We start from the raw sequence: 15,767 nt of genomic DNA on the forward strand, positions 1-15,767 counted from the left end.
TACCGTTTTGTTTATTTTTGCATTATGAAAAATATTATTATAACAGGAACGAGCAGAGGTATAGGTTACGAATTGGCTTTGCAGTTTGCAAATGCTGGTAATAAAGTATTGGCTATTTCCAGAAAAACACCGCAGGCACTTTTAGAGCATGAAAATGTAACTTGCTTATCTGTAGATTTATCAAACGAATCAGAATTATATAAAGTAGAAGATTTCCTTTCATCAACCTGGAAAAAAGTGGATGCTTTGGTACACAATGCCGGCGCTTTACTTTTGAAACCTTTTGCCGAAACAACGCAGGCAGATTTTGAAAGTATTTATAAAGTGAATGTTTTTGCAGTTGCAAATCTTACGAGAATTTCTCTTCCTTATCTTCAAAGCGACAGTCATGTCGTAACAATCAGCTCGATTGGCGGTGTACGTGGGAGTTTGAAATTTGCAGGTTTAGCAGCGTATAGTTCGAGTAAAGGTGCAGTTATTACTTTAACAGAATTATTGGCAGAAGAATATAAAGAAAAAGGAATTTCGTTTAATGTTCTGGCTTTAGGTTCTGTACAAACAGAAATGTTGAATGAAGCTTTTCCGGGTTATCAGGCTCCAATTTCTGCAGAAGGAATGGCGACTTATATTTATGATTTTACATTAAATGGAAATAAATATTTTAATGGAAAGGTTTTAGAAGTTTCTTCTACTAATCCTTAAGTTTAAATCCCAATATTTAAATTCCAAATTCCAATTACTTTGTCAAGAACTTCTAACTTTTTACAAATAATATTTAACTGAAAAATTGAGCGAAACTTTAGCAAAATATATACCAGAACACGCTGTAAAGCCTGTTTTTGATTTGATTGTTGCCAATCAGGTTCATCTGAAAATCGTAAATGAGCGTCAGACGCGTCATGGTGATTACAGACGCGGACCAAGTGGCAAACATGAGATTACGGTAAATGCAAGTTTAAATAAATATCGTTTTTTGATTACGCTTATTCATGAAATTTCGCATTTAGTTGCATTCGAAAAATTTGGAAGAAACATCACACCTCATGGAGACGAATGGAAATATTCTTTTCAGCGGTTGATGGTGCCTTTTATTCGGCCTGAGATTTTCCCTGGCCAGTTATTGCCTTTATTAGCACGCCATTTTAAGAATCCTACGGCGAGTAGTGACACAGATACAACTTTGTCCTTGGCTTTAAAGCAATATGATGCCAGAGACGATAAAAACTATATTTTTGAAATTCCCTACGGAAGTGTTTTCAAAATTAAAAACGGAAAAGTATTTAAAAAGATTGCTGTAAGAACAAAACGTTTTGAATGTCTCGAAATTAGCTCTGGAAAAACGTATCTTTTTAATCCAAACGCGGAAGTGGAGTTGTTAAATTAAATCCCAATAAAAAAATCCAAATTCCAATCTGTATAAGTTGGAATTTGGATTTTTTTTATTTGAATTTTTAAAAAATCTAGCCTTTTAAATACGCTTCTCTAACTTTTTTGAATAAGTTAGAAGAATACACGAATTTCACAATATCTTTATTATCTGTTCTAAAGATTTCTTCTTTAGTTCCCTGCCACGCTTTTAATCCTTTTTTCAAGAAAACAATATTCTCTCCAATTTCCATTACAGAGTTCATATCGTGCGTATTAATAACCGTGGTAATATTGTATTCTTCGGTAATTTCTTTAATAAGGTTGTCAATCAAAGTTGAAGTGTTCGGATCTAGACCAGAGTTTGGTTCATCACAAAACAAATATTTTGGATTGTTTACAATCGCACGCGCAATTGCCACACGTTTCTGCATACCTCCGGAAATTTCAGAAGGCAGTTTTTTGTGTGCATCAATTAAGTTTACTCTTTCAAGAACAAAATCTACACGCTCTTTTATTTTTGCTTTGTTATCGCTGGTAAACATTCTTAGCGGAAAAGCAACATTTTCTTCAACAGTCATAGAATCAAACAACGCACTTCCCTGAAATACCATTCCGATTTCAGTTCTCAATTCACGTTTTTCATCCTTATCTAAATCAGAATAAATTCTTCCGTCAAATTCAATACTTCCAGAATCAGGAGTATGAATTCCTAGTAAAGTTTTTAATAAAACCGTTTTTCCAGATCCACTTTGCCCGATAATCAAGTTGGTTTTTCCAGTTTCAAAAACCGTCGAAACGCCTTTTAAAACCTTACTGTCGCCAAATGATTTTTCTATGTTTTTTACTTCTATCATTATCCTAATAATAATTGAGTTAATATATAATTAAAAAGAATGATACAAACCGATGTCCATACAAACGATACCGTACTTGCTTTACCAACTTCTAATGCACCACCTTTCATATAATATCCATGAAAAGATGGAATTGTTGCCAATAACATTGCAAAAATTAGAGTTTTAATAAAAGCGTAAGTGATATGAAACGGAATAAATTCCATCTGCGCTCCAGCGATAAAGTCCTGACTAGTCGAAAATCCGCCATAAGCAGAAGCCATCCATCCTCCAAAAATACCTAAAAACATACTAATGCAGATCACAAAAGGATACATCAATAAAGCAATAATTTTTGGAAAAACTAAATAGTTTAAGGAATTAACTCCCATAACTTCCAAAGCATCAATTTGTTCGGTAACACGCATAGTTCCGATACTTGAAGTAATATAAGACCCCATTTTTCCAGCCATAATAACCGAAATAAAAGTAGGTGCAAACTCCAAAATTACAGATTGACGAGTTGCAAAACCAATTAAATATTTAGGAATTAAAGGGTTAGTTAAGTTTAAGGCAGTTTGAATCGCTACAACTCCTCCGATAAAGAAAGAGATAAAGCAAACAATTCCAAGAGAGTCAATAATAAGATCGTCGATTTCCTTTAAAATTAAGCTTTTCATAACAGGCCATTTGGTCTGTTTATTGAAAATTTCTTTCAGCATTAAAAAATATCTTCCTATTTGGGATAAATAACGAATGAGCATCATAGTTTTTGAAATATTGGCTAAGGTAAAAAGAAGTTACGAGTTTTGGGTTATGAGTTAAGTTTTTTCGGTTGTTTTGGCAATCAAATTAACTTTTGTTTCATTTTTTGTAAACGGTAATTTCTAATAAATTTAGCTTGTTCTGGAGTAACTAATAAAGGTGTTTTAGCTTTTTTAGCTTTCCAAAACCCTTTAATATAATCTAAAAACAGAAGAGGTTTTTTCTTCATCATGGCTAGTTTTGCAGATGCAATTGCGGTAATCCAAAAACCGTAACCAAGTGTATAAAAAGCTTCTCCTTGTTTATAACGTGCTGTTTTGTTGTAGTTTGCGCCAGTTGGTTTAAGATGTTTTACATGTAAAGATTCATCGGTGACAATTTTCCAATCGTAAAATTTACACAGTAATTCATCAACCGTGTCCCAGCCCATTGCAGGTTTTAAACCGCCAATTTGCTCATAGGTTTCTTTTCTGTAAGCTTTTAAAGCGCCGCGAATATGATCTTTATCAGTAAGGTTTTCTAAAACCCACTCGCCATTTTTATCGATATAGCAAAACCCGCCAACCATTCCAATTCGAGAATCCGATTCAAAATGTTTAATTATAGTTTCAAAATAATTAGGAGGAAAAATTAAATCACCGTCTATTTTTACAATAATATCGTAATTAGAATCTAAAGTTTCAAAACCTTTTTGAAAAGCCTGAATCACTTTACTTCCCGGCATGTGTATTGCATCAGAAGTTTTATTTACAACAGAAATATAAGGATTGTCTTTTGCAAAACCCAATACAACTTCTTCCGTTTTATCTGTAGAATTGTCGTTAACAACAACTACTTTAGAAGGTAAAACAGTTTGGGAAACCAAAGACTGCAAAGTCAGACCAATTAGATCTTGTTCGTTGTGCGCGGGGATAACAATGTAATAATTCATAAACTTCAATTTAGTATTAAATTCCAATTATTTTAAATTCCAAATTCCAACTCGAACTAATTTTCAAATTGGAATTTGGAATTTTATTTTTGGAATTTAAAATTTATGCTCTTTCAGCATAGACAATGTAATATCTTGGAGTAAAATATCTTAATAAGGGTCTAAATCCAAACTTTTTTACTGGATGCGTAAATTGTAAACGATCCGTGATTTTCCATCCCGTTTTTTCTAAAAGCCAGTCCAGTTGCCAGTCTTCAAATTCGTGGTAATGTCTGTCCCACATGTCTGTCTTAGAACGATATGCTGGTGAAAACCATAAACGTAATGGAATTGAAATTAACAATTTATCACATTTTACATTTTCTAAAATCGTGTAAGGATTTAGCAAATGTTCAAAAATTTCAAACGCCGTAAAAACAGTATATTCTTCTGTTTGTAGGGCAGTTTGATCGTTGTCTAAATCTTCGCCTTTTGTGTTTTTTACGGTATAACCATTTTCTTCCATTATTTTGGAAAATGGATTTGGAACGCCAAAATCAAAAATAGTTTCTGATGTGCTAACGTGCTTTTGTAAAAACTCTAAGGTAAGTTTGAATCTTTTATTAGGAAATGTTTTTTCGTACATTTTTTATTTTTTATCTGCAAAGGCGCAAATATACAAAGTTATCTGCTGTTTTGTATTTTTTTTAATTTGAATGAATTTCTCGCAAAGACGCGAAGTCGTAAAGTTTTTCTGTTTCACGCAGATTTTGCAGATTTAAGCAGATTTTTTAATCATTTTAATCTTGTAATCTTTGGGCAATAGAAAAAATTTGCGACTTCGCGTCTTTGCGAGAAATTGACTTCTCTTATAAAAGCTTAAAACTCTTTATTAATATCTATAAACAAAAGCGTTAACATTCATTCCCGCTCCAACAGAAGCAAAAATTACAACATCACCTTTGTTGATTTCATGATTTTCGATTTTTCCCTGAAGAATTAAATCAAAAAGTGTAGGTACTGTTGCTACACTGCTGTTTCCTAAATCATGAATACTCATTGGCATAACATCATGTGGTGCAGCTTTATCGTATAATTTATAGAAACGTTCGATTATAGCTTCGTCCATTTTTTCATTCGCCTGATGAATTAGGATTTTCTTTACCTCATCAATGCCAATACCGCTTTTATCCAAACAGCTTTTCATCGCTAAAGGCACTTGACTTAATGCAAATTCGTAAATTTTACGACCGTACATTTTAATGTATTTAATATCTGGATCTAAATCTGGGTTATAAGATTTTCCGAAGAATAAAAAGTTAGCTTCATCATTTGCAAAAGTGGCACTTTCGTAAGACAATAAACCAGCTTCATCAGTTGATGCTTCTAAGATTGAAACTCCGGCTCCATCAGAATAAATCATAGAATCACGATCATGATCATCTACAACTCTCGAAAGCGTTTCGGCTCCGATTACCATAACTCTTTTTGCCATTCCAGATTTTATGAAAGCATTGGCCTGCAAAACTCCTTCAATCCATCCCGGACATCCAAAAAGTATATCATAAGCCACACATTTTGGATTTTTGATATCCAATTTGTTTTTAACACGGGTTGCCAAACTCGGAAGAATATCCGTTTGATTTGTTCCTGTTTTTACATCGCCAAAATTATGTGCGAAAATAATGTAGTCTAAAGATTCTTTGTCAATATTAGCATTTGCTATCGCTTTTTCGGCTGCAAAAAAAGCCAAATCAGATGCCGTATATTGATCTTCTGCATAACGTCGGTTTTCAATTCCGGTAATGCCTTTAAATTTTTTTATAACAACTTCATTCGGGTAAGCAAAAGGAGTTCCGTCTTCATTCAAAAAAACATGTTTGTCAAAGTCAGTATTGCTTACTTCTTTAGTAGGAATATAACTTCCTATACCAATTATTTTTATTTTCATTATTCCTTAATTATCCGATAAATTTATTGCTAAAGTATAAATAAAATCATGATAACTATCATAAAAAATACTATGCATGCATATAATTGTGAAATTAAAATTTTTACCCTTTAAATAATGGTTATTTTTTAATGAATTTTAGGTTTAACTGAGATTTCAAACGTTTGAGATAAAGATGTAACATTATTAAGTAATACTGTGATTTATTTTAGTTTACAAAAAAAATACCCCGATTCTGAAATTCCAGATCGGGGTATTTATATAAGTAAAAACTAAATTTTAGTTTTCCATGTAAGCTTCGATAGGTGCACAGCTGCAAATTAAATTTCTGTCACCGTATGCGTCATCTACACGACGAACTGATGGCCAGAATTTATTTTCGGCAATATAATCTAATGGATAAGCCGCTTTTTCTCTCGAATAAGGGAATTCCCAATTGTCTGTAGTTAACATTGCTAAAGTGTGAGGTGCATTTTTCAATACATTGTTTTTATCATCAGCTGTTGCAGCTTCAATCTCTTTTCTGATTGAAATAAGTGCATCACAAAAACGATCTAATTCTGCTAAATCTTCAGATTCTGTAGGTTCGATCATTAAAGTTCCGGCAACTGGGAAAGAAACCGTTGGAGCGTGGAAACCATAATCCATCAAACGTTTAGCGATATCACCAACTTCAATTCCGTTTTCTTTGAATGAACGGCAATCTAAAATCATTTCGTGCGCCGCTCTTCCGCATTCCCCTGTGTAAAGAATTGGATAGTGACCTTCGAAACGTGCTTTCATATAGTTAGCATTCAAAATCGCGTGTTCTGTAGCACTTTTTAATCCTTCAGCACCCATCATTGTGATGTAACCGTAAGAAATTAAACAAACTAAAGCCGATCCGTAAGGTGCAGATGAAATAGCGGTAATCGCTTGTTCTCCACCAACATTCAAGATTGGGTTTGTTGGTAAAAACGGAACTAATTTTTCGTTCACACAAATTGGTCCAACTCCTGGTCCGCCGCCACCGTGAGGAATAGCAAAAGTTTTGTGTAAGTTTAAGTGACAAACGTCAGCGCCAATTGTAGCCGGGTTTGTTAATCCAACCTGCGCGTTCATGTTGGCACCGTCCATATATACTAATCCGCCGTTATCGTGGATTAATTTTGTGATTTCAATAATTGAAGATTCGAAAACTCCATGAGTAGAAGGGTAGGTTACCATTAAACAAGATAAATCATCTTTGTGTTCAATTGCTTTTTCTCTTAAATCTTCTACGTCAATATTTCCTTCCGGAGTCGTTTTCGTAACAATAATTTTCATTCCGGCCATCGCTGCAGAAGCAGGATTTGTTCCGTGAGCCGATGAAGGAATCAAACATACATTACGGTGACCTTCATTTCTTGACATGTGGTAAGCACGAATTGCCATTAAACCGGCATATTCTCCTTGCGCTCCAGAGTTTGGCTGTAAAGTTGTTCCGGCAAAACCAGTAATTACATTTAATTGCTGCTCTAATTTTTTAAGCATTGTAAGGTAACCTTCAACCTGATCAACTGGTGCAAACGGGTGAATGCTGTTCCAGTTTGGCATAGATAAAGGCAACATTTCTGAAGCTGCGTTCAATTTCATTGTACAAGAACCTAACGAAATCATCGAGTGATTCAATGATAAATCTTTACGCTCTAATTTTTTGATGTAGCGCATCAACTGACTTTCTGAATGATGATTGTTGAAAACATCATGTGTTAAGAAAGAAGATGTTCTTTCTAATGATGCCGGTAATTGACTCGCAGCAGATAATTCAGAAACGGTAAAAGTTTCTTTTCCTAAAGCTTCAGCAAAAATGGCAATAATTTGATTGATGTCTGCAACAGAAGTTGTTTCGTTGAATGAAATCGAAATGCTGTCAGCATCAGGATAGAAGAAGTTTACTTTGTTTTTCTCTGCAGCAGCTTTTACTTTTTGAGCGTCTGCTTTTACTAAAATAGTATCAAAGTAAGTGGTGTTGGTTTGGTAAACTCCTAATTTATTTAAAGCTTCAGCAGTTGTAACTGCAGATGCGTGAACTTTGTTTGCAATATATTTTAAACCTTTTGGTCCGTGGTAAACCGCGTACATTCCGGCCATAACCGCTAGTAAAACCTGAGCCGTACAAATATTAGAAGTAGCTTTTTCACGTTTGATGTGTTGCTCACGAGTTCCTAAAGCCATACGCAAAGCGCGGTTTCCGTTTACATCAATAGAAACTCCGATGATACGACCTGGCATAGATCTTTTGTATTCATCTTTAGTTGCAAAAAATGCAGCGTGAGGTCCGCCATAACCCATTGGAACACCAAAACGTTGTGTTGTTCCCACTACAACTGCGGCTCCCATTTCTCCTGGAGAAGTTAAAGTTGCTAATGATAAAATATCAGCAGCAAAAGCCACTTTAATTTCGTTTTCTTTTGCTTTAGCAACAAAAGCGCTATAATCGTTTACCTGACCGTATTTTCCAGGATATTGTAAAATCGCTCCGAAAAACTCATTTGAAAAATCAAAGTTTTCGTGATTTCCAACAACTAATTCAATTCCGATTGGAGTTGAACGTGTTTGAAGTACAGATAAAGTTTGTGGTAAAATTTCTTCAGAAACGAAGAATTTGTGTGTATTGTTTTTCTTTTGATCACGAGTACGAACGTCAAATAATAACGCCATCGCTTCTGCAGCTGCAGTTCCTTCATCTAATAAAGAAGCATTTGCGATTTCCATTCCAGATAATTCAATAACTGTAGTTTGGAAATTCAAAATAGCTTCTAAACGACCTTGAGCAATTTCTGCCTGATAAGGTGTGTAAGCAGTGTACCATCCTGGATTTTCAAAAATATTTCTTTGAATTGGAGCCGGAACGATAGTTGGGTGATAACCCAAACCAATGTATGATTTAAATGTTTTATTTTTCTTCCCTAATTCACGAATATGATTTGCGAACTCGAATTCTGTCATTGCAGGATCTAAATTCAAAGGCGCTTTTAGACGAATATCATCTGGAAGTGTTTCGTAAACCAGTTGTTCAATAGAGTCAACTCCAATGGTCTTCAACATGTATGGAAGATCGGTTTCTCTTGGGCCAATGTGTCTTAAAGCAAAAGCATCTGTTCTCATTTGTAGCTATCTAATTTTAGGTCAGGTAATTTTCAAAGTGTGTTTTTTCGGACTTAACCGCATGTTACACAAGGATTATTACATTTTATAGTAAATGTGTTGTTTTTTTGTGGCGCAAAATTAAGTATTATTAATAATTTAATGGGTATTTTTAACTTCAATTTTTATCAAATTTATAACTAAAGAGTTGATTTGTTACTAATTGATTAGATTTGAGATATGAAACTATTAAAACAAATATTCGATTTTTACCTAAATAGCAGTATTCATGTGGCTTTATCGTGTTATGCGCTGGTTCGGGTAACCTTTCATTTTTTTAATATTGAATATGATGAAGCAATGGCTTTGTTCGTTTTCTTCGGAACAATTGTGGGGTATAATTTTGTTAAATACGATGCTTTGGTTCGGGTCAAAAAAAATCCGATTAGCACACAATTAAAAATTATCGCTGTTTTAAGTATAATTTCGGTTGTTTTGGTAGGTTATTATTTCTTTCAATTAAAACGAATTACCCAAATTGTTTCTTTTGGAATTTTTGCGGTTACGGCATTATATACGCTTCCGTTTTTTCCTAATAGAAGAAATGCCCGAAACTGGGCTGGAGTAAAAATTTATATAGTTGCCATTTGCTGGGTTGGGGCAACTTTGGTTTTACCTTTAATAAATGCTGAGGTTCCTTTTACGGCTAACTTTTTTATAAGATGCATTCAGCGTTTTGTTTTAGTTTTCGTACTGATTTTGGTTTTTGAAATTCTAGATTTAGCTAATGACGATCCGCATTTGCAGACCGTTCCGCAAACAATAGGCGTAAAGCGAACTAAAATTTTGGGGTTCTTACTTTTAATTCCGTTTTGGATTGTTGGTATATTATCTTTTAGCTTTCGTGATGTTGTTATAAATTTAATTATGGTTACTGTATTAATGGCATTCATCTATTTTGCAAATCCAAATCGTTCTAAATATTATACTTCTTTTTGGGTAGAAGCTGTACCAATCTTATGGTGGCTTATGATTGTTTATTTATAATAAAATATTTTCTTCGTTTTTTCTTCCAGAGCTATATACAATTGGCTTTTACTTATTGGATCAGCTTCTGATCTCAATTGCTGTATTTATATATTTCGTTTAGTTTTTACCTGCTTTTACTTTAACGCTAGATTATTTATCTGATTTGCGTATTTAGGGTTTTTCCTAAATATGCTAATAATCTTATAGCATTCTTTTACTTCTCTCATGACGATATATGGTTCTCTTATAACATTTTTTTATTTAAATCTCCATACCTGATTTAGCTTTGATGAACAAAATAAAAAAGCTAGCAAATTTATTTTATTAATGTATTAATTTGATTTTTAGGAGTATAGTTTGTTTTTGTGTAACCTACAAAGACAATCTCTTAAGATTTTCGAATGTAAAAAATACATTGAAATAAGTGGAGTTCAGAGCCCACATAAAAAAACGAGGCGAAACCCGAAAAGCCTTATGAGTAAGGAAAATAAAAACTAAATATTATGTCAATACCTACAAATCAATGTACGGTTTTTGTCCAAGTTTGGGCAGATATCAATTCACTAAAGCAAGGATCTACTGTTGGATGTTATGCAGTTAGCAATAAAAGTCAACAATCTAGTGGAGAAGGGACAGCTAATTTAACAACTCAAGTAATTACAGGAAGTAACGTATGCTGGTCAGTTTTACCAATTGATCCACAATACAATGGCAGTTTTGCAATTACACAAGTTGGTGCTCAATCTGGTTGGGCAACACCACCGGCTCCAGTTCCAGGAGCTTCAAATATGTTTACTGGACAACTTACAACATCTACTGTTGGAGGTAATGTTAACTCTAATATAGTATTTAGCTATAATGGAGGTGGTCAATCTATCACCGTAACACTGCCAGTAACAATTGTACCAGTTTCTGCATAAATAATCACCCTAAAAAACAAAATCATGAATAATAAAACAAATTTAGCTTTTAGTGCAAGCTCCGTAATTCCTGCGAGAGTAATTAATATTGCTGTAGATACAGTATATCTATACAGCCAAACTTCTGGTCCATATGCAGGAACAGGAATTTATATGATGGATAATAATGCAGTAGGAGGAAGTTCTGGAGAAGGCGGACTTGAATTGTCTTCACAGGTTACTGCTGGTTTTGGAATCGCATTTAATGTTTTTCCTATTGATGCAGCAGGTCAACAAGGAGATACTGTTCAAATTGTTGGTCTTGAAATTTCTAACGGAACTAATATTTTCGGAAATTGGGGATGGCCTTCACCACAACAAACAGGTTCATATCAATGGTTAGGAACTGCTATGATACAAGGGCAGTGTACGTATCAAATTAAAATTGGAGTATCTGTTGGTGGAGCACCTACACAGTATTACTGGTGGGATCCGTTCTTAACATGTACTGCATAGTTAACGGTAAATTAAATAACAGTACCTCCAATATCTTCGGAGGTACTCTTTTTTTATAAGTAGTAGTATCGGATTTACAAATTTCTCAAAACTCTCAATTATAACTCCATAAATTAATAAGGTGATTAATGATTATATAAATATATCGAGGTCTTTAATACCACCTTCAGCTTGTACTGTTTTTATTCAGATATGGGTTGATGTTAATATGTTGGCTACTAATAGTCCGGAAAAAGGATGTTTTGTGGTTGACAATAGAAATAAATACTCAAAAAATGAAGGTACTTCTCAGCTGCAGACTTATGTTGCATCAGGTACTAAAGTCTGTTGGAGTATACTACCTATTGATCCTCAGTTTAAAGGCAAGCTTGCTATTACTTTAATTAATGTAGAATTTGCCTATAATGCTCCTCCTTTACCATACGATGATAATTTAGATCTCTGGACAGGAGTTGTAGCAGTCACTATTACTTTAAAAAATATAATTAGTAACCTCACTTTTAGTTACAATAACGGTTCTACAAGTCGCACAGTTGTATTGCCAATTTGCACAACTCCATATGTAAGTTAAGACATCAGGCAATCCTGCCAAATTGCTATTTCAATTTATTTAGGTGACTTAACAGCAAAAATATTCAGGTCTTTTTTTCTCGTGTCATTTTTTACTGCTCTCATAACTAAAAAATGTCCTCTCATGACATTTTTTTATTTAGGATACCATATCTGATATAGTTTTGGTATAGAAAAAAGGAAGAAAGAATAACATGTAAATGTTTCTTTAATCTGATTTTAAATTCGATAATGCTATTTCAAAAAAATAAATCAATCCTGTGGAGCAGCTACCACTTAAAAAAACGAGGCGGTTTCTGAAAAGCCTTACGAGTAAGAAAAACAACCTTAAAAACATAAACCATGGAAAATTTATTAGCAGGTGCTTATTTAGCAACAGGAACAATTGGAAAAGTTGGAACACCAGGTGCTCCAATCGCAAAATTTAGTTTAGTAGTTGTACCATCACAACATTCTGTTACAGGTACAGTAGTAATTACTCAGGCCGTAAATGGTCCGGACAGCCACATCGTTGTTCAGGTAAAAGGAAAAATATATGCATCTGGATTAGGAAAAGTTACACAATTAGTGAGCTTACACGGACAATACGTTCAGTCTTTTCCACCTCCTGCAATTGGAGCTTTTTTAGCAGATTTTGATGCTCATTTAGCTATTGATAATGCTTGGAACGGAACAGGTGGTTTCTCTTACTACAAACACCAAATTGAAAACGTACCAGTGGCATCAGCCAAACAATTAAAAGAAGAATTAGCATAAGCTAAAACTTAAACTAAAAGTTCTTTAAAGTTTTGATATAAAAGATCGTCTGATTAAGACGGTCTTTTTTATTGCAGCTAAAGTTATCTCTGAATCCTCATCTACCAAAACTATAAAATGGATAGAAGTAATTCTTCATCACCTAAAAAATAAAAAAATGAAAAAAAAAGCTATTGTTTTTGGTTTATTATGCATTGTTATAATAACCAGTGTATTACTATTTCTTTATTATAACAGATCTGAAATAGTAAAAAAAATAATACCCTCTGCATATACCAGCAATGTGGCAGCAGATTCGTGTAATTGCGAAGCCAGCTGGTTCCCTCACGAGCAAACACCACCGCCGGCAGAAGGAGACGGAAGCCCTTTTGATGCCAGCAGTACTACCAATTGTATCTTTCATCAATGGTCATGGCAAAAATTCTTGTGGCTTACAAAACCAATGCCAAGCGGTAATCCTTTGTTTTTAGATTCGCTGAATTTAGTTAGTGAACAAATGGAAGATGTTGCGCCGCAATTGGGCATAAAACTGGCTTTAACTTCTTTTAACCAAGCAGGACGTTTAGGCGTTTTGATCTCAAATGCAAAATATAATAATGTTGTCGATACAGTATATTATTCAATCCATGTAAACAATCTATTAAAAGACAAAGCAGTTTTAATGGCCAAGCTAATTAATAGCGGAAAATTACCTGTTGCAAATTTAGAGACATTTCCAGTTGGAGCATTTGAATTAAAAGTTTCGTGGATAAACCTAGATGCAATTCCAAAACAACAACAATCTGATTATTTTACCACTATTGCCGCAGTTCAAAACAAAAAAGGACAATATGTGAAGAAAACCATGGCACTACTAGGAATGCATGTGGTAGGAGTTGTAAAAAATCATCCTGAATTTATCTGGGCCACTTTTGAGCATAAAGATATGGCGCCTCTTTACGATAAGAAAAACAATTCAGTAACAGCTGCAAACGAAATGTTGTTTTACGAAAAAGGAACCACTTCTGGCGTAGATGGAATTACATGGCCTAGAAAAGCAAGTTCACCAGTACTGCCTAATAAAGCATTTATTCTTTATGAATATGGAGTGCCAAAAAATTTAAACACGGATGCTTTTACGAAAACGAGTCAGGCAGAGCCGGCTAATTTTAATAATATAGATAATATCAATAAATGTGTAGCGTCTAAATTGAAAGATGTCTTTAGAAATTATTTTTACAACGGTTCTGTTTGGTTAAATTTTGATGGCGTTTCTCCAGAAAATCAAGCAAAAGCAATTGTTACAAGAGATATTTCGAGTGCATTGCCAGATTCATTGGCAAGAGGTTCTGTTAATTTAGCAAACATTACGATGGAAACCTATACGCAGACTTTTAAAGATAACATACACGATATTGATAATACTAATTTGGTGAGTTGTTTTGATTGTCATCAATCGGCAAATTTTGACAGCCAAAGACCAGGAAAATCCCCTTTGTTTTTAAGTCACATATTTGGAGATTATTTAATGTTTACCAAACCAAAAACAAATTTGACTGCTGCTAAAAATGCAAATAATGCTAACGCAAAACGTGTTGAAGAAATCGAAGCACAAAAAGTCAAACAGTTTGAAGAATTCTATAAAGCTAATCAATAAGAGAAAATTCTTTCTCAGCGGTTTCAGTTAAAATTTTATTTCGCTGTAAAAGGAAATTTGTCATATGTTTTTTTAAAAGAAAAAAATCAAATAATCTTCCAATGATCCCAAACGGAGTTTCATATTGTAACAAATCTGTCATAATAGTAACTCCGTTTATTTCTTTAAAAATATGCTGATGTTTAAAAGATTTAAACTTTCCTTCTTCCATTTCATCGAGAAAATAATCGTACAAATCCATTTTAATGATTCGGCTTTTGTGCGTTAGATAAAATCCGAAATGTTTTCCGCGCCAGGTTACGGTTTCATTTTCATTAATTAAACCCGTTGTAATTCCTGCAATTGCCTTTTCGTTTGATGTTGCCACAGACTTTTGATGCAAATCGATATCTCTCGCAGTATCAAAAACAATTTGTTTCGGAGCATTTATTTTGGTGACTAAATGTATTGTTGTCATTTTATTAAATTTTTTAATGCTTTTTCTAAAGAATCAAATTCAAATTTAAAACCACTTTCTAAAAGCCGTTTCGGAATCACATTTCTACTTTTCAAAACTAATTCGCTTTCTGTTCGAATAAAAAAAGATCCAACTTTTAATAGAAAAGTATTAATAGGAATTCCAAAAGGTACTCTAACTTCTTTTCTTAGTAAAGCCATAAAATTTTCATTACGAATTGGTTTCGGAGAAACAAGATTTACAACTCCCGTTACTTCTTTCTCCATTATAAAATCAATTGCACGCGCAAAATCCAATTCATGAATCCAGCTTACAAATTGATTGCCTTTTCCTTGTTTGCCGCCCAAACCAAATTTTGCTAAAGTCTTTAGCGGAATCAAAGCGCCGCCATTTTTTCCTAAAACAATAGAAGTTCTCAAAGCGGTTTTTAAGGTATTTGGAGTTTCGGTTTTAAAAAATGCTTTTTCCCAAGACTGCGCAATATTCATAGAAAAATCATTTCCGATTTCGCCATTTTCCTCGTCCATTTCTTTATCCAATGAAAATCTATAGATTGTTGAGGTTGATGAATTAAGAAAATGCTTTGGCGGATTTTTACAAGCCAAAATCGCTTTGTTCAAAATCTTCGTACTTTCTATTCTTGATAGTAAAATTTCTCTTTTATTCTCTCGGGTGTAACGGCAATCAACAGATTTTCCGGCAAGATTTATCAAAACCGCTGCGTTTTCTAATTCCTTTTCCCAGCCAGAAAAACTTTTAGCATTCCAGTTTACATATTTAATTCCGTTAACAATTTTAGATTTTCCTCTGGTCAGAATTACAATTTTATCAAATTTATCTTTGAAATGATCTACAAGAACCTGCCCTAAAAATCCTGTTCCGGCAGCTATAATGAGTTTTTTCATGATGCGTTTTTTTTTAGCCGCGAATTACACAAATTTTTTTATTAAATTTTAAATATCAATTCGT

16 protein-coding genes are annotated in these 15,767 nt (G+C 33.7%); 8 read left to right on the forward strand and 8 right to left on the reverse strand.

Annotation, left to right across the window (positions count from 1 at the left end):
• The first annotated feature begins 24 nt into the window (after positions 1-24).
• Positions 25-702, forward strand: a complete 678-nt coding sequence (locus EV144_RS17290) for an SDR family NAD(P)-dependent oxidoreductase (protein WP_134150434.1) — start codon at positions 25-27, stop codon at positions 700-702.
• A gap of 85 nt (positions 703-787) precedes the next feature.
• Positions 788-1,384 (forward strand): SprT-like domain-containing protein, encoded by a 597-nt coding sequence (locus EV144_RS17295; protein ID WP_134150435.1) that lies wholly within the window; start codon positions 788-790, stop codon positions 1,382-1,384.
• 76 nt (positions 1,385-1,460) lie between these two features.
• Here the strand turns inward: EV144_RS17295 and EV144_RS17300 are convergent, their stop codons facing one another.
• The 6 genes from EV144_RS17300 to gcvP all read right to left on the reverse strand — a co-directional run bounded on the left by EV144_RS17300 (position 1,461) and on the right by gcvP (position 8,956).
• Positions 1,461-2,222 (reverse strand): ABC transporter ATP-binding protein, encoded by a 762-nt coding sequence (locus tag EV144_RS17300; protein ID WP_134150436.1) that lies wholly within the window; start codon positions 2,220-2,222, stop codon positions 1,461-1,463.
• A complete protein-coding gene (locus EV144_RS17305; protein ID WP_134150437.1) occupies positions 2,222-2,968 on the reverse strand; it encodes an MlaE family ABC transporter permease in 747 nt (248 codons plus the stop codon). The genes EV144_RS17300 and EV144_RS17305 overlap by 1 nt, the downstream gene beginning before the upstream one ends.
• Positions 2,969-3,048: 80 nt before the next feature.
• Entirely contained in the window at positions 3,049-3,897 is an 849-nt protein-coding gene (locus tag EV144_RS17310) for a glycosyltransferase (protein ID WP_134150438.1), read from the reverse strand.
• 103 nt (positions 3,898-4,000) lie between these two features.
• The gene (locus tag EV144_RS17315; protein ID WP_134150439.1) at positions 4,001-4,522 is read right to left on the reverse strand and encodes a methyltransferase; all 522 of its coding nucleotides are present in this window, start codon (positions 4,520-4,522) and stop codon (positions 4,001-4,003) included.
• A 246-nt stretch (positions 4,523-4,768) separates the two neighbouring features.
• Complete coding sequence (locus tag EV144_RS17320) at positions 4,769-5,827, reverse strand: 3-oxoacyl-ACP synthase III family protein (protein WP_134150440.1); 1,059 nt, start codon at positions 5,825-5,827, stop codon at positions 4,769-4,771.
• 279 nt (positions 5,828-6,106) lie between these two features.
• Entirely contained in the window at positions 6,107-8,956 is a 2,850-nt protein-coding gene (gene gcvP, locus EV144_RS17325; RefSeq protein WP_134150441.1) for an aminomethyl-transferring glycine dehydrogenase, read from the reverse strand.
• A gap of 219 nt (positions 8,957-9,175) precedes the next feature.
• Between gcvP and EV144_RS17330 the strand changes: the two genes are divergently transcribed.
• From EV144_RS17330 to EV144_RS17355, 6 genes are all read left to right on the forward strand, one after another.
• Positions 9,176-9,982 carry a hypothetical protein gene (locus EV144_RS17330; protein ID WP_134150442.1) on the forward strand — a complete coding sequence of 269 codons (807 nt, stop codon included), beginning with the start codon at positions 9,176-9,178 and terminating at the stop codon, positions 9,980-9,982.
• 485 nt (positions 9,983-10,467) lie between these two features.
• Positions 10,468-10,884: a hypothetical protein gene (locus tag EV144_RS17335; protein ID WP_134150443.1), complete on the forward strand. Its 417-nt coding sequence runs from the start codon at positions 10,468-10,470 to the stop codon at positions 10,882-10,884.
• A 24-nt stretch (positions 10,885-10,908) separates the two neighbouring features.
• Positions 10,909-11,379 carry a hypothetical protein gene (locus tag EV144_RS17340; RefSeq protein ID WP_134150444.1) on the forward strand — a complete coding sequence of 157 codons (471 nt, stop codon included), beginning with the start codon at positions 10,909-10,911 and terminating at the stop codon, positions 11,377-11,379.
• A gap of 208 nt (positions 11,380-11,587) precedes the next feature.
• Positions 11,588-11,950 (forward strand): hypothetical protein, encoded by a 363-nt coding sequence (locus EV144_RS17345; RefSeq protein WP_134150445.1) that lies wholly within the window; start codon positions 11,588-11,590, stop codon positions 11,948-11,950.
• A gap of 341 nt (positions 11,951-12,291) precedes the next feature.
• Positions 12,292-12,705, forward strand: a complete 414-nt coding sequence (locus tag EV144_RS17350) for a DUF1842 domain-containing protein (protein WP_134150446.1) — start codon at positions 12,292-12,294, stop codon at positions 12,703-12,705.
• 157 nt (positions 12,706-12,862) lie between these two features.
• Positions 12,863-14,341 (forward strand): hypothetical protein, encoded by a 1,479-nt coding sequence (locus EV144_RS17355; RefSeq protein WP_134150447.1) that lies wholly within the window; start codon positions 12,863-12,865, stop codon positions 14,339-14,341.
• Here the strand turns inward: EV144_RS17355 and EV144_RS17360 are convergent.
• Both EV144_RS17360 and EV144_RS17365 read right to left on the reverse strand, forming a co-directional pair.
• A complete protein-coding gene (locus EV144_RS17360) occupies positions 14,331-14,798 on the reverse strand; it encodes an SRPBCC family protein (RefSeq protein WP_134150448.1) in 468 nt (155 codons plus the stop codon). The two genes, EV144_RS17355 and EV144_RS17360, sit on opposite strands and share 11 nt — an antisense overlap.
• Complete coding sequence (locus tag EV144_RS17365) at positions 14,795-15,703, reverse strand: TIGR01777 family oxidoreductase (RefSeq protein WP_134150449.1); 909 nt, start codon at positions 15,701-15,703, stop codon at positions 14,795-14,797. The genes EV144_RS17360 and EV144_RS17365 overlap by 4 nt, the downstream gene beginning before the upstream one ends.
• Between the last annotated feature and the right edge of the window lie 64 nt (positions 15,704-15,767).

It is taken from the genome of Flavobacterium sp. 270, assembly GCF_004368785.1.
Taxonomy (GTDB): Bacteria; Bacteroidota; Bacteroidia; order Flavobacteriales; family Flavobacteriaceae; genus Flavobacterium.

Bases quoted from the DNA above. Each gene is read 5' to 3' on its own strand.
- EV144_RS17310 (WP_134150438.1), bottom strand. From the start codon at position 3,897: ATGAATTATTACATTGTTATCCCCGCGCACAACGAACAAGATCTAATT.
- EV144_RS17320 (WP_134150440.1), bottom strand. From the start codon at position 5,827: ATGAAAATAAAAATAATTGGTATAGGAAGTTATATTCCTACTAAAGAA.
- EV144_RS17350 (WP_134150446.1), top strand. From the start codon at position 12,292: ATGGAAAATTTATTAGCAGGTGCTTATTTAGCAACAGGAACAATTGGA.
- EV144_RS17290 (WP_134150434.1), top strand. From the start codon at position 25: ATGAAAAATATTATTATAACAGGAACGAGCAGAGGTATAGGTTACGAA.
- EV144_RS17355 (WP_134150447.1), top strand. From the start codon at position 12,863: ATGAAAAAAAAAGCTATTGTTTTTGGTTTATTATGCATTGTTATAATA.
- EV144_RS17335 (WP_134150443.1), top strand. From the start codon at position 10,468: ATGTCAATACCTACAAATCAATGTACGGTTTTTGTCCAAGTTTGGGCA.
- EV144_RS17305 (WP_134150437.1), bottom strand. From the start codon at position 2,968: ATGATGCTCATTCGTTATTTATCCCAAATAGGAAGATATTTTTTAATG.
- EV144_RS17340 (WP_134150444.1), top strand. From the start codon at position 10,909: ATGAATAATAAAACAAATTTAGCTTTTAGTGCAAGCTCCGTAATTCCT.
- EV144_RS17315 (WP_134150439.1), bottom strand. From the start codon at position 4,522: ATGTACGAAAAAACATTTCCTAATAAAAGATTCAAACTTACCTTAGAG.
- EV144_RS17365 (WP_134150449.1), bottom strand. From the start codon at position 15,703: ATGAAAAAACTCATTATAGCTGCCGGAACAGGATTTTTAGGGCAGGTT.
- EV144_RS17345 (WP_134150445.1), top strand. From the start codon at position 11,588: ATGTTGGCTACTAATAGTCCGGAAAAAGGATGTTTTGTGGTTGACAAT.
- EV144_RS17360 (WP_134150448.1), bottom strand. From the start codon at position 14,798: ATGACAACAATACATTTAGTCACCAAAATAAATGCTCCGAAACAAATT.
- gcvP (WP_134150441.1), bottom strand. From the start codon at position 8,956: ATGAGAACAGATGCTTTTGCTTTAAGACACATTGGCCCAAGAGAAACC.
- EV144_RS17300 (WP_134150436.1), bottom strand. From the start codon at position 2,222: ATGATAGAAGTAAAAAACATAGAAAAATCATTTGGCGACAGTAAGGTT.
- EV144_RS17330 (WP_134150442.1), top strand. From the start codon at position 9,176: ATGAAACTATTAAAACAAATATTCGATTTTTACCTAAATAGCAGTATT.